General features: G+C 70.0%; 25 protein-coding genes. 16 read left to right on the top strand and 9 right to left on the bottom strand.

Translation table 11 applies throughout. The features are described from left to right. The first annotated feature begins 75 nt into the window (after positions 1-75). From tsf to AB0M73_RS45935, 5 genes are all read left to right on the top strand, one after another. Positions 76-891, top strand: coding sequence for a translation elongation factor Ts (gene tsf / locus AB0M73_RS45915; RefSeq protein ID WP_043731614.1), 816 nt, complete (start codon positions 76-78; stop codon positions 889-891). 114 nt (positions 892-1005) lie between these two features. Further along, complete coding sequence (pyrH, locus tag AB0M73_RS45920; protein ID WP_052395734.1) at positions 1006-1764, top strand: UMP kinase; 759 nt, start codon at positions 1006-1008, stop codon at positions 1762-1764. Positions 1765-1844: 80 nt separating this feature from the next. Beyond that, complete coding sequence (gene frr, locus AB0M73_RS45925; protein ID WP_043722853.1) at positions 1845-2402, top strand: ribosome recycling factor; 558 nt, start codon at positions 1845-1847, stop codon at positions 2400-2402. Positions 2403-2529: 127 nt separating this feature from the next. Then, entirely contained in the window at positions 2530-3321 is a 792-nt protein-coding gene (locus AB0M73_RS45930; protein WP_363905927.1) for a phosphatidate cytidylyltransferase, read from the top strand. A 34-nt stretch (positions 3322-3355) separates the two neighbouring features. Then, a complete protein-coding gene (locus AB0M73_RS45935) occupies positions 3356-4411 on the top strand; it encodes an AAA family ATPase (protein ID WP_363905889.1) in 1056 nt (351 codons plus the stop codon). Here the strand turns inward: AB0M73_RS45935 and AB0M73_RS45940 are convergent. Then, the gene (locus AB0M73_RS45940; RefSeq protein ID WP_363905891.1) at positions 4408-5178 is read right to left on the bottom strand and encodes a VOC family protein; all 771 of its coding nucleotides are present in this window, start codon (positions 5176-5178) and stop codon (positions 4408-4410) included. The genes AB0M73_RS45935 and AB0M73_RS45940 overlap by 4 nt on opposite strands. A 137-nt stretch (positions 5179-5315) precedes the next feature. On the opposite strand from AB0M73_RS45940, the gene AB0M73_RS45945 reads away from it, so the two are divergent. Continuing rightward, entirely contained in the window at positions 5316-6032 is a 717-nt protein-coding gene (locus AB0M73_RS45945; RefSeq protein WP_363905929.1) for a class I SAM-dependent methyltransferase, read from the top strand. Positions 6033-6044: 12 nt separating this feature from the next. On the opposite strand, the gene AB0M73_RS45950 is transcribed toward AB0M73_RS45945, so the two are convergent. Continuing rightward, positions 6045-6692, bottom strand: coding sequence for a PadR family transcriptional regulator (locus tag AB0M73_RS45950; protein WP_363905893.1), 648 nt, complete (start codon positions 6690-6692; stop codon positions 6045-6047). Positions 6693-6818: 126 nt separating this feature from the next. On the opposite strand from AB0M73_RS45950, the gene rlmN reads away from it, so the two are divergent. Continuing rightward, positions 6819-7925 (top strand): 23S rRNA (adenine(2503)-C(2))-methyltransferase RlmN, encoded by a 1107-nt coding sequence (gene rlmN / locus AB0M73_RS45955; RefSeq protein WP_363905895.1) that lies wholly within the window; start codon positions 6819-6821, stop codon positions 7923-7925. Between the two features lie 19 nt (positions 7926-7944). On the opposite strand, the gene AB0M73_RS45960 is transcribed toward rlmN, so the two are convergent. From AB0M73_RS45960 to AB0M73_RS45975, 4 genes are all read right to left on the bottom strand, one after another. Then, positions 7945-8676 carry a hypothetical protein gene (locus AB0M73_RS45960; protein ID WP_363905897.1) on the bottom strand — a complete coding sequence of 244 codons (732 nt, stop codon included), beginning with the start codon at positions 8674-8676 and terminating at the stop codon, positions 7945-7947. 19 nt (positions 8677-8695) lie between these two features. Then, positions 8696-9736, bottom strand: a complete 1041-nt coding sequence (locus tag AB0M73_RS45965; RefSeq protein WP_363905899.1) for a hypothetical protein — start codon at positions 9734-9736, stop codon at positions 8696-8698. 260 nt (positions 9737-9996) lie between these two features. After that, entirely contained in the window at positions 9997-10257 is a 261-nt protein-coding gene (locus AB0M73_RS45970; RefSeq protein WP_043722865.1) for a DUF2631 domain-containing protein, read from the bottom strand. A gap of 105 nt (positions 10258-10362) precedes the next feature. Beyond that, entirely contained in the window at positions 10363-10629 is a 267-nt protein-coding gene (locus tag AB0M73_RS45975) for a GlsB/YeaQ/YmgE family stress response membrane protein (protein ID WP_363905901.1), read from the bottom strand. Positions 10630-10786: 157 nt separating this feature from the next. On the opposite strand from AB0M73_RS45975, the gene dxr reads away from it, so the two are divergent. From dxr to AB0M73_RS46010, 7 genes are all read left to right on the top strand, one after another. Next, positions 10787-12010: a 1-deoxy-D-xylulose-5-phosphate reductoisomerase gene (dxr, locus tag AB0M73_RS45980; RefSeq protein WP_363905903.1), complete on the top strand. Its 1224-nt coding sequence runs from the start codon at positions 10787-10789 to the stop codon at positions 12008-12010. Positions 12011-12015: 5 nt separating this feature from the next. After that, positions 12016-13236, top strand: a complete 1221-nt coding sequence (locus tag AB0M73_RS45985) for a site-2 protease family protein (protein ID WP_363905905.1) — start codon at positions 12016-12018, stop codon at positions 13234-13236. A 130-nt stretch (positions 13237-13366) separates the two neighbouring features. After that, positions 13367-14515: a flavodoxin-dependent (E)-4-hydroxy-3-methylbut-2-enyl-diphosphate synthase gene (gene ispG / locus AB0M73_RS45990; protein WP_363905907.1), complete on the top strand. Its 1149-nt coding sequence runs from the start codon at positions 13367-13369 to the stop codon at positions 14513-14515. 120 nt (positions 14516-14635) lie between these two features. Further along, positions 14636-15490, top strand: a complete 855-nt coding sequence (locus tag AB0M73_RS45995; protein WP_363905909.1) for a GNAT family N-acetyltransferase — start codon at positions 14636-14638, stop codon at positions 15488-15490. 56 nt (positions 15491-15546) lie between these two features. Continuing rightward, positions 15547-17349, top strand: coding sequence for a penicillin-binding transpeptidase domain-containing protein (locus tag AB0M73_RS46000; RefSeq protein WP_363905911.1), 1803 nt, complete (start codon positions 15547-15549; stop codon positions 17347-17349). 453 nt (positions 17350-17802) lie between these two features. After that, entirely contained in the window at positions 17803-18660 is an 858-nt protein-coding gene (gene map, locus AB0M73_RS46005) for a type I methionyl aminopeptidase (protein ID WP_363905913.1), read from the top strand. Positions 18661-18816: 156 nt separating this feature from the next. Beyond that, on the top strand, positions 18817-19632 hold the full coding sequence (locus tag AB0M73_RS46010; protein WP_363905915.1) for an alpha/beta hydrolase: 816 nt from the start codon (positions 18817-18819) through the stop codon (positions 19630-19632). Positions 19633-19810: 178 nt separating this feature from the next. On the opposite strand, the gene AB0M73_RS46015 is transcribed toward AB0M73_RS46010, so the two are convergent. Beyond that, the gene (locus AB0M73_RS46015; protein ID WP_363905917.1) at positions 19811-20497 is read right to left on the bottom strand and encodes a hypothetical protein; all 687 of its coding nucleotides are present in this window, start codon (positions 20495-20497) and stop codon (positions 19811-19813) included. Between the two features lie 41 nt (positions 20498-20538). On the opposite strand from AB0M73_RS46015, the gene AB0M73_RS46020 reads away from it, so the two are divergent. Then, on the top strand, positions 20539-22071 hold the full coding sequence (locus AB0M73_RS46020; RefSeq protein ID WP_363905919.1) for a cobyric acid synthase: 1533 nt from the start codon (positions 20539-20541) through the stop codon (positions 22069-22071). 16 nt (positions 22072-22087) lie between these two features. Here AB0M73_RS46020 and AB0M73_RS46025 read toward each other — a convergent pair whose 3' ends face one another. Together AB0M73_RS46025 and AB0M73_RS46030 are read right to left on the bottom strand one after the other, a co-directional pair. Beyond that, the gene (locus tag AB0M73_RS46025; protein ID WP_363905921.1) at positions 22088-22501 is read right to left on the bottom strand and encodes a hypothetical protein; all 414 of its coding nucleotides are present in this window, start codon (positions 22499-22501) and stop codon (positions 22088-22090) included. Between the two features lie 72 nt (positions 22502-22573). After that, a complete protein-coding gene (locus tag AB0M73_RS46030) occupies positions 22574-23257 on the bottom strand; it encodes a FadR/GntR family transcriptional regulator (RefSeq protein WP_363905923.1) in 684 nt (227 codons plus the stop codon). Positions 23258-23398: 141 nt separating this feature from the next. Here AB0M73_RS46030 and AB0M73_RS46035 point away from each other — a divergent pair, with 141 nt between their 5' ends. Further along, positions 23399-24580: an MFS transporter gene (locus tag AB0M73_RS46035; RefSeq protein ID WP_363905925.1), complete on the top strand. Its 1182-nt coding sequence runs from the start codon at positions 23399-23401 to the stop codon at positions 24578-24580. Positions 24581-24738 lie beyond the last annotated feature (158 nt).

The raw sequence follows: 24738 nt of genomic DNA on the forward strand, positions 1-24738 counted from the left end.
CGCGCCCCGGCGCGGGCGGGCGTGTGCCCTAGGCACTACCCGCGCGTACCCGAAGAAGGAAACGGACACCGCACGATGGCGAACTACACCGCGGCCGACGTGAAGCGACTCCGCGAGCTCACCGGCTCCGGCATGATGGACTGCAAGAGGGCCCTGGAGGAGTCCGACGGCGACTTCGACAAGGCCGTCGAGATCCTGCGCATCAAGGGCGCCAAGGATGTCGGCAAGCGCGCCGGGCGGGCCACCGCCAACGGCCTGGTCGCGGCCGACGGCGGCGTGATGATCGAGCTCCAGTGCGAGACCGACTTCGTCGCCAAGAACGAGGAGTTCCAGCAGCTGGCCGCCAAGATCGTGGGCGCCGCCAAGGACTCCGGCGCGACCGACGTGGCCTCGCTGACCGCGGCCAAGGTCGGCGACGGCACCGTCGCCGACGCCGTGCAGGCGCTGTCCGCGAAGATCGGCGAGAAGCTGGAGCTGGCCAAGGTCGTCGTTTTCGACGGCCAGGTGAGCACCTACCTGCACCGCCGCTCCGCCGACCTGCCGCCGGCCGTCGGCGTGCTGGTCGAGTTCACCGGCCAGGACGGTGACGCGGTCAAGGGCGTCGGCATGCAGGTCGCCGCCATGAAGGCCAAGTACGTCACCCGCGACGAGGTGCCGGCGGACGTCGTCGAGCACGAGCGCGGCATCGCCGAGGCGACCGCTCGCGAGGAGGGCAAGCCGGAGGCGGCGCTGCCCAAGATCGTCGAGGGTCGCGTCAACGGCTTCTTCAAGGACGTCGTGCTCCTGGAGCAGGCTTCCGTGCAGGAGTCGAAGAAGACCGTGAAGGCCCTGCTGGACGAGGCCGGGGTCACCGTGACTCGCTTCGCTCGCTTCGAGGTGGGCCAGGGCTGAGGCCCGGCGCAAGGCGGGGTCTGCCACAGTACGTGGCGGCCCCGCTTTCGCACGCCAGGACCACAGCGGGCACGCCAAGGACCACAGCGGACGACGAGAGGAAACCGAGCTTCGATGTCGTTGACCCAGGACCGATCGACCAAGGGCGCCCCGAGCGGTGACGGCAATGGCTACCGCAGGGTGCTGCTGAAGCTGGGTGGCGAGATGTTCGGCGGCGGCGCCGTCGGCGTCGACCCCGACGTGGTGCACACCGTGGCCAGCCAGATCGTGGACGTGGTCGCCGGCGGCACCCAGGTGGCCGTGGTCATCGGGGGCGGCAACTTCTTCCGCGGCGCCGAGCTCAGCCAGCGCGGCATGGACCGGGACCGGGCCGACTACATGGCGATGCTCGGCACCGTCATGAACTGCCTCGCGCTCCAGGACTTCCTGGAGAAGAAGGGCATCGACACCCGCGTGCAGACCGCTATCACCATGGGCCAGGTCGCCGAGCCCTACATCCCCCGCCGCGCCGAGCGGCACCTGGAGAAGGGCCGCGTGGTGATCTTCGCCGCCGGCGTCGGCATGCCGTACTTCTCCACCGACACCGCGGCCGCCCAGCGCGCGCTGGAGATCGGCTGCGACGTGGTGCTGATGGCCAAGGCGGTGGACGGCGTCTACGACTCCGACCCCCGGCGCAACCCCGACGCCAGCAAGTTCGACAGCATCACCCACCAGGAGGTGCTCGAACGCGGCCTCGAGGTGGCGGATGCGACGGCGTTCGCGCTGTGCAAGGACAACAACATGCCCATCATCGTGTTCAACCTGCTCACCGAGGGGAACATCGCGCGTGCGGTGCGCGGTGAGAAGATCGGCACCGTGGTGAGCACCCCCTGACGACAGGCCCTGCGCCTGACGCTGGGATCGTGAGCACCGTCAAAGTCACAACCGGCCAGCAGCATCGTTAAGGAGCAGCCGTGATCGACGAGACCCTTCTCGACGCCGAGGAGAAGATGGAAACCGCGGTGTCCGTGGCCAAGGACCATCTCGCCTCGGTCCGCACCGGGCGCGCCAACGCCGCCATGTTCCAGGGCATCGTCGTCGACTACTACGGCTCGCCGACGCCGCTCAACCAGCTCGCCGGCATCACCATCCCGGAGGCTCGGATGGCCGTCGTCAAGCCGTACGACGTCAGCCAGCTCCGCGAGATCGAGAAGGCCATCCGCGACTCGGACCTGGGCGTGAACCCGAGCAACGACGGCACGATCATCCGCGTGCTGATCCCGGCGCTGACCGAAGAGCGCCGCCGGGAGATGGTCAAGGTCGCCAAGAGCAAGGGCGAGGACTCCAAGGTCGCGGTGCGCAACATCCGCCGCAAGTCCAAGGAGGAGCTCGACCGCATCGGCAAGGACGGCGAGGCCGGCGAGGACGAGGTGGCCCGGGCCGAGAAGGAGCTCCAGCAGCTCACCGACCGGTACGTGGCGCAGATCGACCAGCTCGTCAAGCACAAGGAAGCCGAGCTGCTGGAGGTCTGAGGACCTGCCGGCAGGGGAGAGTTCGACGGACGTGACTTCCACACGTGGCCGGCGGGACGATCAGGACTCGTCCGCCGACGACCCCGGCGACCAGCCGCCGGCAAAAGCATCGCGCGCGGGCCGCAACCTGTGGGCCGCCGTCGCGGTCGGCTGCGGTCTGGGCGCCGTCATTCTGGTGTGCCTGTTCACCGTGCCGCAGTCGTTCGTGGGGATCGTGGCCATCGCGGTCGCGATCTCCACGATCGAGCTGTCCGGCGCGATGCGCCAGGCCGGCGGCATCAAGGTCGCCCTGGTCCCCGTCCTCGTCGGCGGGCAGGCCATGGTGTGGCTGTCCTGGCCGTTCGAGCGGGTCGGGCTGCTCGCCGCGTTCGTGGTGACGATTCTCGGCTGCCTGATCTGGCGGTTCCGGGACGGCGTCTCCGGCTACGTGCGTGACGTGACCAGCTCCGTGTTCGTCGCCGCCTACGTGCCGCTGTTCGCCTCGTTCGCCGCCATGCTCGTGGTGCCCGCCGACGGCGTGTACCGGGTCCTCTGCTTCCTCATCGGCGTCGTCTGCTCCGACACCGGCGGCTATGCGGCCGGTGTGCTGTTCGGCAAGCACCCCATGGCCCCGCTCATCAGCCCCAAGAAGTCCTGGGAGGGCTTCGCCGGCTCGATGATCACGGGCATGGTCGGCGGCGCACTGACGGTGACCCTGCTGCTGCACGGCCAGTGGTGGCAGGGCGTGCTGCTCGGCGCCGCGCTGGTGATCACCTCCACCGTCGGCGACCTGGTCGAGTCGTTGATCAAGCGCGACCTGGGCATCAAGGACATGGGCAACCTCCTGCCCGGCCACGGCGGTCTGATGGACCGCATGGATTCCCTGCTGCCGTCGGCCGTGGTCGCCTGGCTGCTGCTGCGGCTGTTCATCCCGGCCTAGCAAAATCCGTTGACCGGCCCGGGACGCTGGGGTCGTGGCAGTTCTGTGGCTGTGCGGCCCGCCTGGTGTCGGCAAGACGACTGTCGCCTGGCTGCTGTACACCCAGCTGGTCGAGGCCGGCGTCCGGACCGGTTTCGTCGACATCGACCAGCTGGGCATGTGCTATCCCGCGCCGGCGTCGGATCCCGAGCGATACGGGATGAAGGCGCGCAATCTCGGTGCGGTGGTGTCGAATCTTGATGCCGGCCGTGTTGTCGTCTCCGGCGTCACCGACCCCGTTCAGGGCATGCCCCGGATCCCTGGGACGGCGTTGACGATGTGTCGTCTCCGCGTCGACGAGGGGCAGCTTCGCGCGCGGCTGGAACGGCGTGGTTGGCCGGCCGAGCAGATCGAGGCCGTGCGGCAGGAGGCCGAAATCCTCGACGCCGCGGGCGGGATCTGCGTCGACACCACGGGGTTGACGGTGGCCGAGGTCGTGCGGCGCGTGCGGGAGCGCACCGGTTGGCCCGACCCGGCCGGTCGCGACGAGCCCACCGTCGAGGAGCCGGTCGGCGCCGTGGACGGTGAGATCCTGTGGCTGTGCGGCGCCACCGGTGTCGGCAAGTCGGCCGTTGGTTTTGCCGTCTACCAACGGATCCTGCGCGCCGGCCGGACGGCGGCCTACGTCGATCTGGATCAATTGGGCTTCCGCGGGCCGACACCCGCCGGCCATGGTGTGCGGGCGCGCAACCTGGCTGCGCTGTGGCGGACCTACCGCGCGGCCGGCGCTCAGCAGCTGGTTGTCGTCGGTCCGGCCGAGAACGAGGCGGTCGTCGCGACGTACGCGGACGCCCTGCCCGGCGCGAAGATCACTCTATGCCGGCTGCACGCCGGGCCGGGTCGGCTGATGGAGCGGATCATGCTGCGCGGTCGGGGCCAGGGCTGGGCACAACCCGGCGATCCGTTGCTGGGCCGACCGATCGCCTACCTACGCCAGGTCGCCGACCGCGCCGCCGCCGAGGCCGACGCGCTCGAACGAGTCGGCCTCGGACGGCGCGTCGACGCCGGGCCGAGAACCGTCGAGCAGGTGGCCGACGCGGTGCTGGCCTAGTCGTCGTAGGGGTCGGCGGGTTCCTCTTCCTCCTCGTGCGGCTCGATCACCGAGAACGGCGCGCCCTGGGGGTCGCACAGCACGGCGGCGCGGCCGTACGCGGAGTCGAATGGTTCCACCATAACGGTTCCTGACAGGCGGCGGACGCAGCGGGCAGCCTCATCCGTGTCGGTGACACGGAAGAAGACCATCCAGTGCGGGGCGGTGTCGGCCGGGAACTCGGCGTCCATGCGGTAACGGCCGAGCACGGCCTCGCCGTTGAGCCACCAGACGGTGTAGTCCACGTCGACGCCGTCGCCGACCTGGCCCTGGCTGTAGCCGAACAGGCCACGGAAGAACTTGTCGGCCAGGTGGCCGTCCCGCGTGTTCAGGTCGGCCCACTCGAAGCAGCCGTGAAGTCCGTACGCCAGCGAGATATCCGGTCGCTGTGCGCTCAGGGCGATCACGCCGCCGCTGGGGTCCTCGGCGATGACGGTGCGCCCCTCCAGTGGGCCCCGCACGACGCGACCCCCGTGCTGGCGCACACGTTCCGAGGCGATCCAGGGGTTGCGGATCGCCAGGTGCAGTCGCCATTCGTGGCGCCGCCCGGGATCGATGCCGGCGGCCACCTCGTCCCGGCCGACGTGCGCGAGCGCGCCCCCGCGCCTGTCCACTGTGTACCGCCAGCCGAGCAGCGCGGCGTAGAAGTCGCGACTGGCCGGCGGATCCGTGCTGTCGAGGCTGACCCAGCACGGCGTTCCGGAGAGGATGCCGGTGGTGTGCGTCATCGGGGCACCTCCTCGCGTTCACGGCGTGTAGTCAATGGTCAACGCAGCATCATCCCCATGGCAAGCCGCCACATGATTGGCTTGTGGACATGGGAATGGCATGGGTGCCGCAGCTCGCGGCCCGGATGAGGGCCAGAATGACGGCCGTGCACGTGCTTCCCAGCCCCAACATCTGGCAGTGGCCCGAGCTGTACGAGGTGGAGAACCGCGCCCAGGACAGCACCGGCGAGATCTGGCGTGCGCTGCGCGCCGAATGCGACTGGACGGGCCTGGATGTTGTCGACGTCGGCTGCGGCGACGGATACCACCTGCCGGTATTCGCGAACGGCGCGGCGAGCGTCACCGGCGTGGAACCGCATCCGCCGCTAGTGGAGCGAGCCAAGGCGCGCACCCGCGACGTCGACAACATCCGTGTGGTGGAAGGCGGGGCGCAGCGGCTGCCCTTGCCGGACGGCTGCGCGGATCTGGTGCACGCGCGGACGGCGTACTTCTTCGGGCCCGGCTGCGAACCCGGTCTGATGGCGGCGGATCGAGTGCTACGACCCGGCGGCGCCCTGGCGATCGTCGATCTCGACGGCCCCGCGATGCCGTACGGACGATGGCTGTGCGATGACGTCCGTGGCTACGATCCCGTTGCGGTGCAAAGGTTTTTCGACGAGCAGGGCTTCAGCACCCGGCACGTGGAGACGGTGTGGCGGTTCGAGCGCCGGGCCGACCTGGAGGCCGTGCTGGGCATCGAGTTCTCGGCGAAGGTGGCCGCGAGGGCGATCGCCGAGACCGCCGGCACGGAGATCCCGGTCGGCTACCGACTGCATGTGCGCCGGAAGCCGACCGGAATCATCCTGCCTGGCTGATCACTTCGCCTATCAGATCGACTCAGTCTCGTCGACGTCCTCGGCCAGCACGCCGTAGATCCGCCGCTTGGCCTCGTTGATCGCGTCGACGGCCCGCGACTTCTGGTCGTCGGTGCCGGCCTGGGTGACCTGGTCCACGGCCATGAACAGCTGGTGCAGGGCCGTGTGCAGCTCTCGGACCTCGTCGGCCTCGCCGATCGCCTCGGCCCAGGGCTTGGCGTCGCCCAGCTTGGCCGCCTCGGCCCGGCCGGTCTCGGTCAGCGTGAACAGCTTCTTGCCGCTGGCCGCGTCGGCCGTGATCAGGCCTTCGTCGTCGAGCATCTGCAGCGTCGGGTAGACCGAGCCGGGGCTGGGCCGCCAGATGCCGTTCGTGCGCTGGCTGAGCTCCTGGATCATCTCGTAGCCGTGCATCGGACGCTCCGCGAGCAGGGTGAGCACCGCCGCGCGGACGTTGCCGCGACGCTGGCGCCGTCCTCCGCCGCGGCGTCCGCCACGGAAGCCGGCCATCGCGCCGAGGGCGCCGGGCCAGGGGCCGCCGGCCGCGAAGGGCATCGGGCCCATCGGCGGTTCCGGTCGGTTGGGCGGGGTGTGGTGCGGGAAGTGGCCCGGCAGCGAGCCGAAGCCGTGTTCGCGCTGGAAGTGAGAGTGGTGGCTGCGCATGATGCGCTCCCTTCGGGGTGTGGTGTCTCTCTGACATCGCTAACGATATATCGTTGATGTATCGCGATACAACGTCCGATAGAGTGACGGTAGTCACACCCGCCGACATGGGAGAATGGACGGGTTATGACTGCGCTCCCCCTTGTCTTCGATGCCCCCCGCCGTGCCATGCCGCCCCGGCACCTGGCCGACATGTCCGCGTCCGAACGTGCCCAGGCCGTCGCCGACCTGGGGGAGAAGCCGTTCCGCGCCAAGCAGCTGTCCAACCACTACTTCTCCCGGCTGACCGTCGACCCCGACGCGATGACCGACATCCCGGCCTCGACCCGGGAACGGCTCGTGGGTCAGCTGATGCCGAGCCTGCTCACCGAGGTCCGCAAGCTCAGCTGCGACGACGGCACCACCCGCAAGACGCTGTGGCGGGCGCACGACGGGACGCTCGTGGAGAGCGTGCTCATGCGCTATCCCGAGCGGGCCACGCTGTGCATCTCCAGCCAGGCCGGCTGTGGCATGGCCTGTCCGTTCTGCGCCACCGGGCAGGGCGGGCTCACCCGCAACCTGTCCACCGCCGAGATCGTCGACCAGGTCCGCTCCGCCGCTGCCGCCATGCGCGACGGCGAGCTGCCCGGCGGTCCCGGCCGGCTGTCCAACATCGTCTTCATGGGCATGGGCGAGCCGCTCGCGAACTACCGCCGCGTGATCGACGCCGTGCACCGCATCTGCGACCCCGCCCCCGACGGCCTCGGCATCTCCCAGCGCTCCGTCACCGTGTCGACCGTCGGTCTCGTGCCGGCGATTCGCAAGCTGACCGAGGAGGGCCTGCACGTCCGCCTCGCGGTGTCCCTGCACACCCCTGACGACGAGCTCCGCGACACCCTCGTGCCCGTCAACACGCGGTGGAAGGTGTCCGAGGTCCTCCAGGCCGCTCGCGCCTACGCCGACAAGACCGGGCGGCGGGTGTCCATCGAGTACGCGCTGATCCGTGACGTCAACGACCAGGGCTGGCGGGCCGACATGCTCGGCAAGAAGCTGCACAAGCACCTCGGCCAGTACGCGCACGTGAACCTGATCCCGTTGAACCCGACGCCGGGGTCTGAGTGGGATGCCTCCCCGAAGCCCGTGCAGGACGAGTTCGTGCGGCGGGTCAAGGACCAGGGTGTGGAGTGCACCGTGCGTGACACCCGAGGCCAGGAGATCGCCGCCGCCTGCGGACAGCTCGCCGCCGAGGGGTGACGTCGTCGGGTCTCGCTGATCACCGTAGAACGGCGAGTAGAAGTTCCCCGACGAGAGTGACGGTGTCCGGCGGAGTGTCTGCGCCTGCTTGGGTTGTTCGTACCAGGCGCAGGGTTCGGCCGGCGTTGTCGATGAACCAGGCTCGGACGTGCAGGGCGGCGTCACGCCTCAACTGGCCGTCGGAGGCTGCCAACTGCGTGCGGACCGCGGGGCCGGTCCGCACGTCGAGAGCAAGCCGGATGATGTCGAGAAGATCGGTGGCTTCCTTGGTTTTCGATCGGTTCGGCAATGCCTGGAGCTTCGTGGCGATGAGCGGCCCCGGCTCGGCCACCTTGACCGAGTGTTCAAAGGCCGCCCCGCCTGCCGCGGCGCGGATGCGGAGTGGAGTCGCCGTCCTGAGCGCCCAGTCGTGCGCGAGAGCGTAGAGCCGGTCGGTCGGATCCTCGGACAGTTCGGTGAGTTCCCGTTCGCTGATCTCGAGAACGTCGATCCGGACGTCTCCTGCCGCAGTGGTGATCATCGCTCCGGCGCCGTCGATCGCAGTCGCGCCGCTGGCGAGCAGGACCTCCAACTGGCCGCGTTCGCCGTCAGCGCGCCGGTTCACGGTGTCGACATCGGTCGTGACACGATGGGCCGCCGTTCCGAGGCGGGAGAGCACAGCCAGGCCGCCGACGAGCGTTACCGGCCGGCTCAGTCTGCGTTCGACCTCGGGGATTGCTTGCAGAAGCGTGATGGCGACCGGGCCGAACAAGTCAACTCGAGTGAGTGGATCACCAGACACGGGTCACGTCCGCAGGTGGAGTCCAGCCGTCGAGGATCTCCCGGCCGCGGCCGAGGTCGGAGGCCAGGTCGAGGGCGACGAACAGTGGGTGAGCCAGCGGCCAGCGTGTCTCGGCGTCGTGGGCCGGCCTGCGTGTCGCGCACACCTGACGTACTGGTGCTACGTGCAGGGTCGCGCCGCGGGCCGCTTCGGATGTGGGAACGCCGAGCATGGTCGCGGCTCTGCGAGCTATTGCCTCGTCCGGAACGTAGAAGTCCGGCGGGTAGTCGGCGCGGACTCCCGCCGGTGCGCCGTATGCGGCCGCGGCCAGCGTGTCCGTGAGCGCCCAGCCGCTGCTGCCGGCTACGTCGTCCCAAGCCGTGTGGAGGACTTCGCTGATCGCCGGATCATGAAGCAGGTCGATTCGGCTGACTGTGGTCGTGGCCGGTCGCCACGCATCTGCTGTTTCCCAGAACAAGTCGGGCACTATCGGGAGATACCGATCGTCGACCAGTTGCGCGTTCTGCAAGGCGGAGACCGCGGCGGAGATACTGCTGGGGGATCGTTCGAGCTCGCGGGCAAGTCCGCGAATCGAGGCAGGTCGGTCGGGAGCGAGCAGCAAGGACGCCGCGACCTCCAGCGTCACCTTGCCGGCGAACACACGCGGGGATCGCATCGCCTGAGACGTCGCCGGCACGTTCGTGTCGATGTGAATACCCGGACCGGACAGACGTAGATGCCCGCGCAGGTCGAGCCAGCCCCAACCGTTGTCGGTCAAGAGTTGCCGAGCGCCGGCGACGACCCGGTCGGCGATGACGAGGCATGCTGGACCGTTGCCTGACGAGGCAACCGGCGGTGTGCGAAGCCATGTGGCCACGCTCTGCGGCGTGGCGGTTGCGACGACCTTGATGTTCACGGCCAATGGCGTTCCGTGAACATCAAGAACCAGGTCGGCTTGCGGGTCGGATGCCGGCGATGGCGTGGCATTGATGCCTACTGCGGCGAACGCGGCTACGACGGCGTCCAGCGCGACTCCCGGATCGGTGGGCACAGTTCGATGCTCGTGGGTGTTCGGTGTTCTGTCAATACCGAACACCGAACACCTATGGGGTTGGCGCAAGGCCGCCGACCGCCGGTGGGGCTCGCAAGGAAAGAGACGCACGAAGGCCGCGCCCCGGAGGAGGAGCGCGGCCTAGTGACAGGCTTTGTCGAACAGGTGGTCGCGGCGGCTCGGCCGGAAGGGCTCCGGCGGCGTCACGACCATGCTGTCAGTGCACCCCGGCCGTGAGTGGCAAGGGCGTCAGCGGGTGGTCAGCGACGCCAGGCGGTGCGGCTACGGATGCGGTCCCAGATGAGGGCCAGCACGATGGCCGCGGCGACGCCGATGAGGTAGATGTCCTCGATGTGCCCGCGGTGGTTGCCGATGAGCATGAGCAGCAGCGCGATGGCGGTGAGCCAGCCGGCGATGCGGGTGGCCTTGGGGAACGTGCCGTGCCAGCCCCACTCGGCCGACGGCTCGTCGTGCGGGTCGACCGCGTTGGCCGGACGCTTCTCCAACTCCGAGGACGCCACGATCGCTCCTGGTCTGACTAGGGTTCCCGACCTGCTCATGGTCGCACACGGGGGTGACAAGGCGCCCAGGCGGGTGGCCGCCTGGGCGCCTTGTCGGGGAACGGCTTATGCGCGGGACCTACGGCCCGTCACCAGCCGGAAGATGCCCAGCACGACGACAGCGCCGAGGATGGCCAGCAGCCACGTGCGCAGATCGAAGAAGCCGCCGAGGTCGGTGCCGAAGATGGCCTTGCCGATGATGCCGCCGAGGAAGCCGCCGACGATGCCGAGCACCGCGGTCAGGATGATGCCGCCGCCGTCGCGGCCGGGCATGATCGCCTTGGCGATGATGCCGACGATCAGGCCGAGCACGATCCACGCGATGATGCCCACAGGGTCACGCTCCTTGTTCAGGGGACGGGCCGGCGTGTCCGGTCCGCCTCGCAGGAACAGATGTACCCACACCGACGATCATCACGCACCTTTTACCAACTCGTTATCATCCGACTGGGCTGTCCGGGGCCGCCCCGGATCGGCGAGAATGGCCGTGATGGACACCGCGAACCCGCGGGTGCTCGTGCTCGGCTCGACCGGCTCGATCGGCACCCAGGCCCTTGACGTCATCGCCGCTAACCGAGACCGCTTCCGCCTCGCCGGCATCTCGGCCGGCGGCTCCGACCCGGCCCTGCTCGCCCGGCAGGCCCTCGACCACGGCGTCGAGGCGGTGGCGGTGACCAGGGCGACGGCGGCGGAGGACGTCCAGCTCGCCCTGTACGCCGAGGCCCAGCGCCGAGGCTACGACCGGGGCGACTTCCGGGTGCCGCGCCTGCTGGCCGGCCCGGCGTCGAACGAGGAGCTGATCGACTCCACGCCGGCCGACGTGATCCTCAACGGCCTGCCGGGCTCGCAGGGCCTCCACCCCTCGCTGAAGGCGCTGGCCACGGGGGCCCGCCTGGCCCTGGCCAACAAGGAGTCGCTGATCGCCGGCGGCCCGCTGGTGCTGAAGGCGGCCAAGCCGGGCCAGCTGGTCTCGGTGGACTCCGAGCACTCGGCCCTGGCCCAGTGCCTGCGCGGCGGCGCCGAGGAGGAGGTCGCCCGGCTGGTGCTGACCGCCTCGGGCGGCCCGTTCCGGGGGAAGAAGCGCCAGGATCTGGCCGACGTCACCGTCGAGCAGGCGATGGCCCACCCGACCTGGTCGATGGGCCCGCTGATCACCACGAACTCGGCCACCCTGATCAACAAGGGCCTGGAGCTGATCGAGGCCCACCTGCTGTTCGACGTGCCCTACGACCGCATCGACGTGGTGGTGCACCCGCAGTCCGTCATTCACTCGATGGTGACCTTCGTGGACGGCTCGACGCTGGCCCAGGCCAGCCCGCCGGACATGCGCCTGCCGATCTCGCTGGCCCTGGGCTGGCCGGCCCGGGTGCCCGGCGCCGCCAGCGCGTGCGACTGGACGAAGGCGGCCAGCTGGACGTTCGAGCCGCTGGACAACGCCACGTTCCCGGCGGTGGAGCTGGCCCGCGCGGCCGGCACGGGCGGCGGCTGCCTGCCGGCCGTCTACAACGCGGCCAACGAGGAGTCGGTGGCGGCCTTCCTGGCGGGCAACGCTGCCTTCACCTCCATCGTGGACACTGTTGAGCGGGTACTCACCGAAGCCGACCAGTGGCGCGGGGAACCCGCCGATGTGGCCGAGGTGCTGGCTGCCGAGGACTGGGCCCGCGCGCGAGCGCGCGAGCTGGTCGCACGGCCGGTCGGTTCGGGAAGGGACTAACAACGGTGGTCAACGTCCTGGGTGTGGTGCTGTTCGCGTTGGGCATCGGAATTTCCGTTGCCCTGCACGAGTTCGGCCACCTGCTGACGGCCAAGGCCTTCGGCATGAAGGTGACGAGGTACTTCATCGGCTTCGGCCCGAAGATCTGGTCGTTCCGCCGCGGTGAGACCGAGTACGGCCTCAAGGCCATCCCGGCCGGCGGGTTCTGCGAGATCGTGGGTATGACGGCGCTGGACGAGGTCCCGGCCGAGGACGCGCCCCGCGCGTTCTACCGGCAGAAGACCTGGAAGCGCGTCATCGTGCTGTCCGCGGGCTCGATCACCCACTTCATCCTCGGCCTGCTCATCATCTACGTGGCGGCGATCTCGCTGGGCCTGCCCAACCAGAAGAGCCTGCCGGTGGTGGGCGAGATCGCCCAGTGCGCGCAGGCCACACAGGACCCGGCGACCGGCAAGTACAGCGCCTGCACGGCGAGCGACCCGGCCCCGGCCAAGGCGGCCGGCCTCCAGCCCGGCGACCAGATCCTCTCGGTCGGCGGCAAGGCCACGCCGACCTACCTGGACATGGTGAACGTCACGCGGGTGGCCAAGGGCCCGACGCCGTTCGTGATCGACCGCAACGGCCAGCAGCTGACGCTGACCGTGGACGTCGCGACCGTGCAGCGCATCCTCGACCCGACCAAGCCCCTCAGCGCCAGCAACGCGACCGGCCCGGTCGGCGCGATCGGCATGTCGCCGTCGCAGACCATCAGCTACGGGGCGGTCGCCGCGTTCGGCGCCACGGGCGCGTTCACCGGACAGTTGTTCGAGGGCGTGTGGGACGGCCTCAAGGCGCTGCCGACGAAGATCCCGGCGCTGATCACGGCCATCGGCGGCGGCGAGCGCGACCCGAACACACCGGTCAGCGTGGTCGGCGCCAGCCTGATCGGCGGCCAGGCGGCCGATCTCGGCCTGTGGTGGTTCTTCGTGATCCTGCTGGCCAACCTGAACTTCTTCGTCGGCGTGTTCAATCTGCTGCCGCTGCTGCCGCTGGACGGCGGGCACATCGCGGTCAACCTGTACGAGCGGGTGCGGGACGCGGTGCGCAAGTGGCGGGGCAAGCCGGCCGGCCTGCCGGTCGACTACGTGAAGTTGCTGCCGCTGACCTATCTCCTGGTGCTGTTGGGTGGCGCGTACACCCTGTTGGCCATCACCGCCGACATCGTGAACCCGGTCAAGCTGGGGTGACCTCGCTGGGTCGACCGAGGGTTGACGCTGTGTAATGGTCCGTAGCGTCACGTAGCCGTGGTGCGCGTCCTGGACCGTTCAGACGGTAAGTTGGTGGCGTAGAAGGCCCCCACGATCTGAATGGATCAGCATGGTTGTCAGCCTTGGTATGCCTGCGACGCCTCCTCCCGTGTTGAGCGAGCGGCGGCGGACCCGGCAGCTGCACGTCGGCTCGGTCGGCGTCGGCAGTGACTACCCGGTTTCCATCCAGTCCATGACCACCACCCTGACCTCCGACGTGAACTCCACGTTGCAGCAGATCGCGGAGCTGACCGCGGCCGGCTGCGACATCGTGCGCGTGGCCTGCCCGTCGCAGGACGACGCGGACGCGCTGCCGGCGATCGCCAGGAAGTCCTCGATCCCGGTGATCGCCGACATCCACTTCCAGCCCAAGTACGTGTTCGCCGCGATCGAGGCCGGCTGCGCGGCGGTGCGGGTGAACCCGGGCAACATCAAGAAGTTCGACGACAAGGTCCGCGAGATCGCCCAGGCGGCGAAGGACCACGGCACGCCGATCCGGATCGGCGTCAACGCCGGCTCGCTGGACCCGCGGCTGCTGCAGAAGCACGGCAAGGCCACGCCGGAGGCGCTGGTCGAGTCGGCGCTGTGGGAGGCCAGCCTGTTCGCCGAGCACGACTTCTACGACGTGAAGATCTCGGTCAAGCACAACGACCCGGTGGTCATGGTCCGGGCCTACGAGCTGCTGGCCGAGTCCTGCGACTACCCGCTGCACCTGGGCGTGACCGAGGCCGGCCCGGCGTTCCAGGGCACGATCAAGTCCGCGGTGGCCTTCGGTGCGCTGCTGCGCCAGGGCATCGGCGACACGATCCGGGTCTCGCTGTCGGCCCCGCCGGTGGAGGAGATCAAGGTCGGCACGCAGATCCTGCAGTCGCTGAACCTGCGCCCGCGCAAGCTGGAGATCGTGTCCTGCCCGTCGTGTGGCCGCGCGCAGGTCGACGTGTACAAGCTGGCCGAGGAGGTCACCGCCGGCCTGGAGGGCATGGAGGTGCCGCTGCGGGTCGCGGTCATGGGCTGCGTGGTGAACGGTCCCGGCGAGGCCCGCGAGGCCGACCTGGGCGTGGCCTCGGGCAACGGCAAGGGCCAGATCTTCGTCAAGGGCCAGGTCGTCAAGACCGTGCCCGAGGCGCAGATCGTGGAGACGCTGATCGAAGAGGCTATGCGCATCGCCGAAGACATGGAGCCGGTCGACGGCGCCTCCCCGGTGGTCACGGCCTCCTGAGCGTGGGATCGCGGCACGAGCCGGGCGGCGACGCCCGGCTCGTGCCATCAGGTGCCTAAGATCCGCTAAGTGGGTGCTCATGCGCGCAGGTTGCCTGCGTTATCTGGCAGGCTGGGAAGCGTGTTGAGGCTTGCCGGGGCACGGGTGCTCGACGACCGGGATGTGTCGTCGGTGCGGGCCGTGCTCGACGAGGACCCGGTCGCGTCCTGCATGGTCGCCGCGCGCGTGGAAGTCGCCGGCGCCGACCCGTGGCGGCTGGGCGGCGAGCTGTGGGGTCTGGAGGGCCGCCCGGCCCGGAGCGGCCGGCTGAACGGCCTGTGCTTCTCCGGCCCGAACCTGATCCCGCTGTCCGGCAACCGGGCCGCGCTGCGGCACTTCGCCGACCGCGCGCTGCGTCGACACCGTATGTGCTCCTCCCTGGTCGGTCCGGCCGACCTGGTGATGGGGCTGTGGCAGGAGCTGGAGCCGGTGTGGGGCCCGGCCCGCGAGGTGCGGCCGCACCAGCCGCTGCTGGCCATGGGCGGCTCGCCGACGATCCGTCCGGACGCGCTGGTCCGCCCGGTGCGGCCGGACGAGCTGGACATCTACCTGCCGGCCGCGGTGGCCATGTTCACCGAGGAGGTGGGCGTCGACCCGCGGCTGGACGACGGGGGCGCCGGCTACCGGGCCCGGGTGGCGGAGCTGATCGCCGGTGGCCGCGCGTTCGCCCGGTTCGAGGCGGGCGAGGTCGTCTTCAAGGCCGAGATCGGGGCGCTGTCGGAGAAGGTCGGGCAGATCCAGGGCGTGTGGGTGCGGCCGGACCGCCGTGGCCAGGGCCTGGGCGCGAGCGGCACGGCGGCGGTGGCCGACCGGCTGGTGCGGGGGATGGGCCGCACGGCCAGCCTCTACGTCAACGGGTTCAACGCGCCCGCGCGTGCGGCCTATCGCCGGATCGGCTTCTCGGAGGTCGGCCGGTACGCCACCGTGTTGTTCTGACCGCACGTACGGCCATATCACGCGAATTTGTCGGGCCCGGTTGGCATACTGCGGCCGTGCCGAGAAAGCTGTCGCTGGTCATCGCGTTCACGCTCGTTCTGCCGCTGGGGGCGTGCGGCCTGTTCGAGTCGAAGCCGAGCCAGGACGACATCGCCAGGACCTTCCTCGCCGACTTCGCGGGCGGCGACACCGCCGGGGCGGCCCAGCTCACCGACGACGCGAACGCGTCCAAGGCGCTCATGGACAAGGTCAGGGCGGCGCTCAAACCGACCGCGTTGAAGCTGGACGCGACGGCCTCGCAGCCGCCCAGCGGCGACACCGCCACCGTGCCGTTCAACGCCAACTGGAACCTGGACAAGGGCCGCACCTGGACGTACCAGGGCTCGCTGGCCATGACCAAGGCCAGCGGCGACTGGCGGGTGCACTGGCAGCCCGAGGACGTGCACCCCAAGCTGTCGGCGCAGCAGTCGCTCGCGCTGACGGTGGTGCAGCCGGATCCGGCCCCGGTGCTGGACCGCGACGGAGCCCCGCTGCTCGCGCCGACCCCGGTGATCGGCATCGCGGTCGACCGCAAGCAGACCCCGGACCTCAACGCCGTGGCCACGGCGCTGGCGGCGGCGCTGAACAAGTTCGACAACTCGATCACCGCCCAGTCGATCATCGACGGCGCCACCAAGACGCCGGACGGCCAGGCGTACTCGGTGGTGAACCTGCGTGACTCGGACTACCAGTCGGTCAAGGCACAGATCCACGAGCTGCCGGGTGTCACGTTCGCCACGCAGTCGCAGCTGTTGGCGCAGAACAAGTCCCTCGGCCCGCAGTTCCTGTCCACGCTGCGCACCGCGGTGAACGCCCAGGTGGCCGGCGCGGCCGGCTGGCACGTGGTGACCAAGGACGCGGCCGGCACCACCGTGGCCGACCTGGCCGGCAAGGACCCGCAGCCGGCGACCTCGCTGACCACGACCATCGGCACCGGCATCCAGGCCGCCGCGCAGAACGCGATCGCCGGCGTGCAGCAGCCCGCGGCGATCGTGGCGATGCAGCCCTCGACGGGCGAGATCCTGGCCGTGGCGCAGAACGCGCCGGCCGACGCGCAGGGCCTGATCGCGCTGACCGGGCAGTTCCCGCCGGGCTCCACGTTCAAGATCGTCACGGGCGTCTCGGCGCTGGAGGCCGGCAAGGTGACCCTGGACGGGCCGCTGCCGTGCCCGGGCAAGACCACCATCGACGGCCGGGTCATCCCCAACGAGAACGAGTTCGACCTGGGCACGGTGCCGCTGCGCACCGCGTTCGCGCAGTCCTGCAACACCACGTTCTCGCAGATCGCGGCCGGCTCGCTGACCAGCCAGCAGCTGGCCGACACGGCCAAGCAGATGGGCATCGGGGCGGACTTCACCGTGCCGGGCGTGGTCACCGTGACCGGGTCCGTGCCGGTGCCGACCTCCACCGTGGAGCGGGCCGAGGACGGCTTCGGCCAGGGCAAGGACCAGGTCAGCCCGTTCGGCATGGCGCTGGTGGCCTCGACCGTGGTCAAGGGCTCGATCCCGACGCCGACGCTGATCCGCGGCACCGAGACCAAGGTCAACACCCCGGCCCAGCAGCCGGTGCCCGGCCCGGTGCTGGACTCGATGCGGCAGATGATGCGCGCGGTGGTGACGGACGGCACCGCCAAGGCCATTAGGGACATCCCCGACGTGGCCGGCAAGACCGGCACCGCGGAGTTCGGCGACGGCAAGAACTCGCACGGCTGGTTCGTCGGTTACCGCGGGGACCTCGCGTTCGCGGTGCTGCTGGTCGGCGCGGGCACCTCGTCGCCGGCCGTGGTGGTGGGCGGCAACTTCCTCCGCGCCGTCAAGTGACTCAGTAGATGCGGGCGGACGTGTAGAGCAGGCCGAGAGGTGTCGGCGAGCGCGCCGGTGGCGGTGTAGCAGGCCAGGTAGAAGGCGGAGTCGTTCTGCTTGGTCTCGTTCATCGTGACGAGCGTGCAGTAGTGCCGACGCCCTCGGCGGTGACGTGCATTGTGGTTGGCGCGTAACCGTTACCGAGGCGTGCGGTGTACTTTCCGTTGCGGTGCGGGTGAAGGACGCCGAACCCCACAGGCCGCCGCCAGCCGGGCGCCGCGTCCCACACACTCCGGGTCGCCCGGGTCGAGCGTGCGGGGCAGGTCGGTGCCGGTGAACGTGTTCCGCAGGCCGTCCACGGCCGGCACCCCTCCCGGTCGAGTGATGCACCGCACACCGGGTCGGGCCCGTCACATCCCGTCAACGCCGGTCCGGCGACCGGTCGAACGGCGGAGTCGTAGGGTGATGGGCATGCCCGTGCGTGCCGCTCTCAAGCCCGGTGAGTTGTCTCCCCGGCGTCCCGTCCCCACCCACATTCCGCGTCCCGAATACGTGGACAAGCCGGCGCCGACGCGCAACACCGACCCGTGGGTGCAGCCGCCGGAGATCATCGAGGCCATGCGGGTGGCCGGCCGCATCGCCGCGCAGGCGCTGCAGGAGGGTGGCAGGGCGGTCGCGCCGGGCGTCACCACCGACCACGTCGACGCCGTCGTGCACGAGTTCCTGTGCGACCACGACGCGTACCCGTCGACGCTGGGCTACCGGAACTTCCCCAAATCGTGCTGCACCTCGCTCAACGAGGTCATCTGCCACGGCATCCCCGACTCGACTGTGATCGAGGACGGTGACATCGTCAACATCGACGTCACCGCGTTCATCGGCGGCGTGCACGGCGACTGCAACGCCACGTTCCTGGCCGGCGAGGTCAGCGAGGAGGCCCGGCTGCTGGTCGAGCGCACCCACGAGGCCACCATGCGGGCCATCAAGGCCGTGCGGCCCGGGCGGCAGCTCAACGTCGTGGGCCGGGTCATCGAGGCGTACGCCAACCGCTTCGGCTACGGCGTCGTGCGCGACTTCACCGGCCACGGCATCGCCCGCTCCTTCCACAGCGGCCTGGTCGTGCTGCACTACGACGAGCCCAGTGTCACCACCGTGCTGGAGCCGGGCATGACCTTCACCATCGAGCCGATGATCAACCTCGGCACCATCGAGTACGACATCTGGCCCGACAACTGGACGGTCACCACCAAGGACCGCAAGTGGACCGCCCAGTTCGAGCACACCATCGTGGTGACCGACACCGGCGCCGAGATCCTCACCCTGCCTTAAGAGCCCTCTTGCCGCACGTGAGTGGCTCATGTGGCGTTTCCGGGCCACATGGGCCACTCACGTGCGTCTCAGGGGCCTCCTCTTGACGCGATCCAAGACGACCGGTCATTATAAGACGACCGGTCATTTTGATGACACGAGAGAGGGCGAGGGGCCATGAGTGAGATCAACACCAGGTTCCGGACGATCGACGGGCTGTCCATCCGCTACGCCGAGAGCACGCAGCCGAGGGACGTCGAGGCGCTGCTGTTCGCGCCGTGGCCGGAGAGCCTGTACGCGTACGACGTGACCTGGTCCAAGCTGGCCGAACACGCCCACCTGACGGCGGTGGACCTGCCGGGCTTCGGGCACTCGGAGATGCGCAAGGACCTGCTGTCGCCGCAGGCCATGGGCGAGTTCGTCGTGCGGGTGGCCGACGAGTTCGGGCTGGCCAAACCGCACGTCGTCGGGCCGGACATCGGCACCAGCGCGGTGCTGTTCGCGGTGGCCGGCCACCCGGAGCGGTTCCGCAGCGCGACCGTCGGCAGCGGCGGGGCGGCGGTGCCGATCCACCTCGGCGAGCCGCTGCGGGCCTGGGTCCACGCCCAGGACCTGGCGCCGTACCGGGCCATGGGCCCCAAGGACGTCGTGACCATCGCACTGGACGCCATCCAGGGCTACGAACTGCCGGACGAGGTCCGCGAGGACTACCTGGCGGCCTACGTCGGCGAGCGCTTCGCCGACCAGATCCCTTACGTGCAGGCGTATCGGAGCCAGCTGCCGGTGCTGGGGGAGAAGCTGGGCGGCATCACCACGCCCGTGCAGATCCTCAACGGCCGCTTCGACCCGGTGGTGCCGCTGGCCAACGCCGAGTACCTCCAGGAGCGGATTCCCGGCAGCCGCCTGGACATCGTCGACAAGGGGCACTTCATCTGGGAGGAAGGCGCGGACGACTACGCGCGCCTGCTCACCGAGTGGTGGGAGAAGAACTGATGTCGCACAAGGAAGAAGTCGTCGACCGGGTGCTGATCGACACCACTCATGGGTCTGGAGGACGCCGGTGTCACCTTCGGGCAGGCGTTGGCGGAGCGGACCGCCGTGGTAGCCGCGCACAACGTCCTGGAGACGCCCGACTACGCCAAGAGCGTGGAACGGGGCGCGCTGGCGGAAACTAGGCCAGCGCCGCGAGCAGCTCCGTCAGCGCGGCGGCGACGGGAACGGGGTCGGTGGCCGGTGCGAGGTGGTTGGACGCCAGCTCACGCACCGGCCACCCCAGTTCCCGCGCTGCCGCCGCATCACCGGCGTAGGCCTCGGTCAGCAGCAGGTAGCCGCTGGGACCCTCCCACTCGGCGGAAGGCCGCTGCTCCTTGAGGAACTCGACGGCGACCTCGGGCTCCTCGTCGGCCATCTCGGCCCGGAGGGCCTCGTCGGAAACCAGCTCCACCAAGGGATTGGGGCTGAACCAGTCCGACCACCGCGGCAGCTGACCCTCGCGGGCGGAGGCCCGCAGCACGGCGAAGCGGTCGGGTTCGAGCTCACGGAAGCTGCGGCCGGGGGTCGGCAGCCCGGCGTCCACGTACACCAGGGCGGCGACCAGTTCGTCGAGCTCGGCGGCGAAAGCGGGTAGCAGCGGGCCGGCCCCGCTGTGCCCGACCAAGACGGCCGGCGGCGTGAGCTCCACCTCGTCCATGGCGTCGGCGAAAGCACCGATCAGCCGCTGGTGCACGGGGGCGGCGCTGACCGTCACGCGCAGGTCGACGAGACACGAGTCGATGCCACCGGCGGCTAGTGCGTCGGCCAACGGGCGCAGGCTCGCCGGACCGAGATAGGGGCTGTGCACGAGAACAACGGTGGGCATGACGAGGATGATGGCAGTCCGAGGAACCGGGGAGGGGCGCAGTGGGCGCATTGCTGGTCGCCGGCACGACATCCGATGCCGGCAAGAGCGTCTTGGCGGCCGGCATCTGCCGCTGGCTGGCCCGCCGCGGCGTGCGCGTGGCGCCGTTCAAGGCGCAGAACATGTCCAACAACTCGGCCGTGACGATCGAGGGCGGCGAGATCGGCCGGGCCCAGGCGCTGCAGGCGGCCGCGTGCGGGCTGGAGCCGAGCGTGCGTTTCAACCCGGTGCTGTTGAAGCCCGGCAGCGACCGCAGCTCGCAGGTCGTGGTGCTCGGCAAGGCGGTCGGCGAGGTCAGCGCGATGTCCTATCGGGACCGCAAGCTTGAGCTGTCCGTGATCGCCCAATCGGCCCTTGCGGACCTCCGTTCGGAATTCGAGGTGGTTATCTGTGAAGGCGCAGGTTCACCCACTGAGGTCAATCTGCGGGCCACCGACATCGCCAACATGGGCCTCGCACGGGCCGCGAACCTGCCCGTGCTGGTGGTCGGGGACATCGACCGGGGCGGCGTGTTCGCCCATCTTTTCGGCACGCTGGCGCTGCTGGAGCCGGAAGACCAGGCGCTGATGGCCGGATTTGTGATCAACAAGTTCCGCGGCGACCCGGCGCTGCTCGAACCGGGACTGCGCCAACTGCGGCGGGTCACCGGCCGTCCGGTGTACGGCGTGTTGCCGTGGCGGGAAGATCTGTGGCTCGACGCCGAGGACTCGCTGTCCTCTGTGGCCGATGGCGTGATCGGCCGTCCGGCCCCGCCGGTGGGCGAGCAGTGGCTGCGGGTGGCGGTTGTGCGGCTGCCTCGCATCTCCAACGCCACCGATGTGGAGGCACTGGCCGGCGAACCCGGTGTGGCCGTTCGTTTTGTCACTGAACCATCTCGGCTGAGCGACGCGGATCTGGTCGTGCTGCCGGGTTCCAAGGCGACGGTGTCCGATTTGGACTGGTTGCGGCGCAGCGGAATGGCCGATGCTGTTCGATTGCATTCCCGCCGCGGGCTGCCGGTGCTGGGCCTGTGCGGCGGCTTCCAGATGCTGGCCCGGACCATTTCCGACGACGTCGAGTCCCGTGCGGGCGAGGTGGCCGGCCTGGGCCTGCTGGACACGGCGATCGGCTTCGCCGCCGACAAGACGCTGACCCGCCCGGCCGGCAAGGCGTTCGGCCACGCGGTCACCGGATATGAGATTCACCACGGCCAGGTGCTGAGCCGGGGGCCGAGGCTGGGCGGCCTGATCGAACTGCCCGACGGTGACGTCGAGGGCGTCGTCGACGGCCCGGTCATGGGCACGCACTGGCACGGCCTGCTGGAGAACGACGGCTTCCGCCGGGAGTTCCTGCGCTGGGCCGCGACAACGGCCGGCAGGGACGGCTTCACGGCGGCGGAAGGCACCTCGTTCGCGGCGGCCCGGGCGGCCCAGCTGGACCTGCTGGGGGACCTGGTCGAGCAGCACCTGGACACGGACGCGCTACTGGCCCTGATCGAGCGCGGAGCCCCCGGTGGGCTGCCAGTGCTGCCGCCGGGGGCTCCGCCGCTCGACTGAAACTTTCTTCTGAGCCTCAGTGCGACGTCGAGGTCGCCGTGGGGCTGATGTTCCCGGCGCCGCCGCTGCCCGCGCCGATGACGGCCCGCCCGATGGCCGCTCCGTTGGCGCCGGCGCCGGCCGCGTAGGCGGAGATGATCGCCTGGTCACGGCCCGAGTTGGCGCCGCCCTGGAGCTTCTGCAGGGCCGTCGCGGCGTCCTCGCGCTGCTTGAGCAGCTCGATGATCTGCTTGTCCAGGCCGTCGATGACCTTCTGCTGCTCGGCGATCGACGCGGTCGCGTCGGCCTTCGGCACCGGCGGGGCCTGGCCGGCGGGCAGCGAGGACGCCGCCTCCTTGCTCGGGGAGCACGCCGCCGCGGCAAGCAGGGCCACCCCACCCAGACCGGTCAGCGCGGCCCGGCGGGGCAGGCTGGAACTGCGGACGTCCATCGAGAACCTCACATGAGCCAGGTCTTCGGCACGATCATTGCCCTAACGAGCCCGATCGTAGGACCTCGCCCGTCAGGACCTTTCGGCGGTGTGCCGCTCCAGCAGCTCGTCCAGGAAGCTGCCGGCCTCGCGGGCCGCCCGGTCCGGGTCGCCGTCCCGCACGGCGTCCAGGATCCCGTCGTGCGAGATCTGCCCGGACTCCCGCGGCGAGATATTGACCGTGGCCGCCACGCTGGCCCGCACGACCTCGGTCAGGCCGCGGTGCAGCTCGGTCAGCAGGGCATTGTGAGAGCTCTGCACGATCAGCAGGTGGAAGGCGGTGTCGCGCTCGATCATCGCCTCCCAGGCCTGGTCGGCGGCGGCCTGGTTGCGCTCGGCCAGCACCGCTTCCAGCTGGGTGATGTCCTCGGGTGTTCGGTGCTTGGCGGCCAGCCGCGCGCCCTCCACCTCCAGGGTGCGGCGCACCTCCAGCACCTCGCGCAGCTCGTCGCCGACGAGACGGCGGACCGCGCCCGACAGCTCGCTGGTGGCGCGGACGAACGTGCCGTCGCCCTGGCGGACCTCCAGCAGGCCGGCGTGAGCAAGCGCACGCACGGCCTCGCGGACGGTGTTGCGGCCGACGCCGAGCGCGCTGACGAGTTCGGGCTCCGCCGGTATGCGCTGGCCGACGGGCCATTCCCCGGACGAGATCGCCTTCCGCATCTGCTCGATCACCTGGTCGACCAGACCGGTGCGGCGAGTAGTGGCCAACGGCACGGGGGTCATCCTCTCGTCCGGACATCCTACGTTTGTCATAGTGTGGCGGTGGCGACCCAGCATCGTGTGCCGGATCGGACTCCGTCGACCGAACAGAGTGCCATCCGAGGCAACCAGACAGCGCATTTACTTGAGCCGGCAATGACACCGCACTCGCGACACGCCGTGCTGGCCGGAACCACCCTGCTGGCGGTTGCGGTCACGCTGGCGGCGGCCAACCTCCGCATATCCGTCACCAGTCTGTCCTCGGTGCTCGGCGACGTCCAGGGAAGCCTGACCGCGACCTCCGCTTGGGCGAGCGCGGTGACCGCCGCACCGTCGATCTGCTTCGGCCTGGCGGCCCTGGTGTCGCCGTGGCTGGCCCGCCGCATCGGCGGCGGCCCGGCCATCGCGGCCGCGCTGGCGGTGCTCGTCATCGGCCTCGGAGTGCGGGTGCTGGCCGGCTCCGGGCTGCTGCTCGTCGGCACCTTCATCGCCTGCGCCGGCATCGCCGTGTGCAACGTGCTCGTGCCGGTCGTGGTCAAGGAGTCGTTTCCGAACCGGATCGGGCTGATCACCGGCGTCTACAGCGCTTCCCTGGCCGGCGGCAGCGCCATCGCCGCCGCCGTGACGCCGCAGCTGGAGACCGCCGCCGGCGGATGGCGGCCCGCGCTGGCCGCGTGGGCCATCCCGGCCGGGCTGGCCCTGGCGGCGTGGCTGGTCGGCGCCCGCAGGGACACCACGGTGCTGGCCGGGGACCAGCCCAAGCACAGCGACCGGAACCTGTTGCGGGTGCCCATGGCCTGGGTGTTCACCCTGCTGTTCGCGGCCCAGTCGATCTTCGCGTACGTGGTCATGGGCTGGCTGCCGGAGATCCTGCGCGACGCCGGCATCGACCGTGACGCCGCCGGTGTGCTGCTGGGCATCACCATGGTCGTCGCGGTGCCGCTGAACCTGGTCATCCCGCACCTGGCGGCCAAGCTGCGGTCCCAGTCCTGGGTGATGGTCGGTCTGACCGTGGCGCCGGTGCTCGGCGTTCTCGGAGTGATGCTCGCGCCGACCGCGGCCCCGCTGCTGTGGGCCCTGCTGCTCGGCGCCGGCACGACGATCTTCCCCGTGGTGCTGCTGATGATGGGGCTGCGCACCAGGAACTCCGCCGAGACCACCCAGCTTTCCGGCATGTCCCAGGGCTTCGGCTACCTCATCGCCGCCGGCGGCCCCTTCGCCGCCGGCCTCGTGCACGCCTCCCTCGGCTCCTGGACCGTGCCCCTGATCCTGGTCCTCGGCATCCTCGCCGCCCAGGCCCTCCTCGGCGCCATCATCGGCCGCCCCCGCTACATCTGAGCACTGGTGGTGCCCGTTATGCAGGGAAGGACGCCTTACCCGCGTTGAACGAGGGTAAGGCGTCCTTGAGTTTTAACGTCGGGGTGGTTCAAGGGGTCCCTGGTTGATCATGAACGCAGCCCTTGAGTGATCATGTTTCTTGCGACAGAAACACACGA

The organism is Kutzneria sp. NPDC051319, from assembly GCF_040682195.1.
Lineage (GTDB): Bacteria > Actinomycetota > Actinomycetes > Mycobacteriales > Pseudonocardiaceae > Kutzneria.

Coding starts and splice junctions, on each gene's coding strand:
- AB0M73_RS45940 (WP_363905891.1), bottom strand. CDS start 5,178: ATGACGCACACCACCGGCATCCTCTCCGGAACGCCGTGCTGGGTCAGC.
- pyrH (WP_052395734.1), top strand. CDS start 1,006: ATGTCGTTGACCCAGGACCGATCGACCAAGGGCGCCCCGAGCGGTGAC.
- ispG (WP_363905907.1), top strand. CDS start 13,367: ATGGTTGTCAGCCTTGGTATGCCTGCGACGCCTCCTCCCGTGTTGAGC.
- dxr (WP_363905903.1), top strand. CDS start 10,787: ATGGACACCGCGAACCCGCGGGTGCTCGTGCTCGGCTCGACCGGCTCG.
- AB0M73_RS45950 (WP_363905893.1), bottom strand. CDS start 6,692: ATGCGCAGCCACCACTCTCACTTCCAGCGCGAACACGGCTTCGGCTCG.
- AB0M73_RS46010 (WP_363905915.1), top strand. CDS start 18,817: ATGAGTGAGATCAACACCAGGTTCCGGACGATCGACGGGCTGTCCATC.
- AB0M73_RS46035 (WP_363905925.1), top strand. CDS start 23,399: ATGACACCGCACTCGCGACACGCCGTGCTGGCCGGAACCACCCTGCTG.
- AB0M73_RS46015 (WP_363905917.1), bottom strand. CDS start 20,497: ATGCCCACCGTTGTTCTCGTGCACAGCCCCTATCTCGGTCCGGCGAGC.
- map (WP_363905913.1), top strand. CDS start 17,803: ATGCCCGTGCGTGCCGCTCTCAAGCCCGGTGAGTTGTCTCCCCGGCGT.
- tsf (WP_043731614.1), top strand. CDS start 76: ATGGCGAACTACACCGCGGCCGACGTGAAGCGACTCCGCGAGCTCACC.
- rlmN (WP_363905895.1), top strand. CDS start 6,819: ATGACTGCGCTCCCCCTTGTCTTCGATGCCCCCCGCCGTGCCATGCCG.
- AB0M73_RS46025 (WP_363905921.1), bottom strand. CDS start 22,501: ATGGACGTCCGCAGTTCCAGCCTGCCCCGCCGGGCCGCGCTGACCGGT.
- AB0M73_RS45945 (WP_363905929.1), top strand. CDS start 5,316: ATGACGGCCGTGCACGTGCTTCCCAGCCCCAACATCTGGCAGTGGCCC.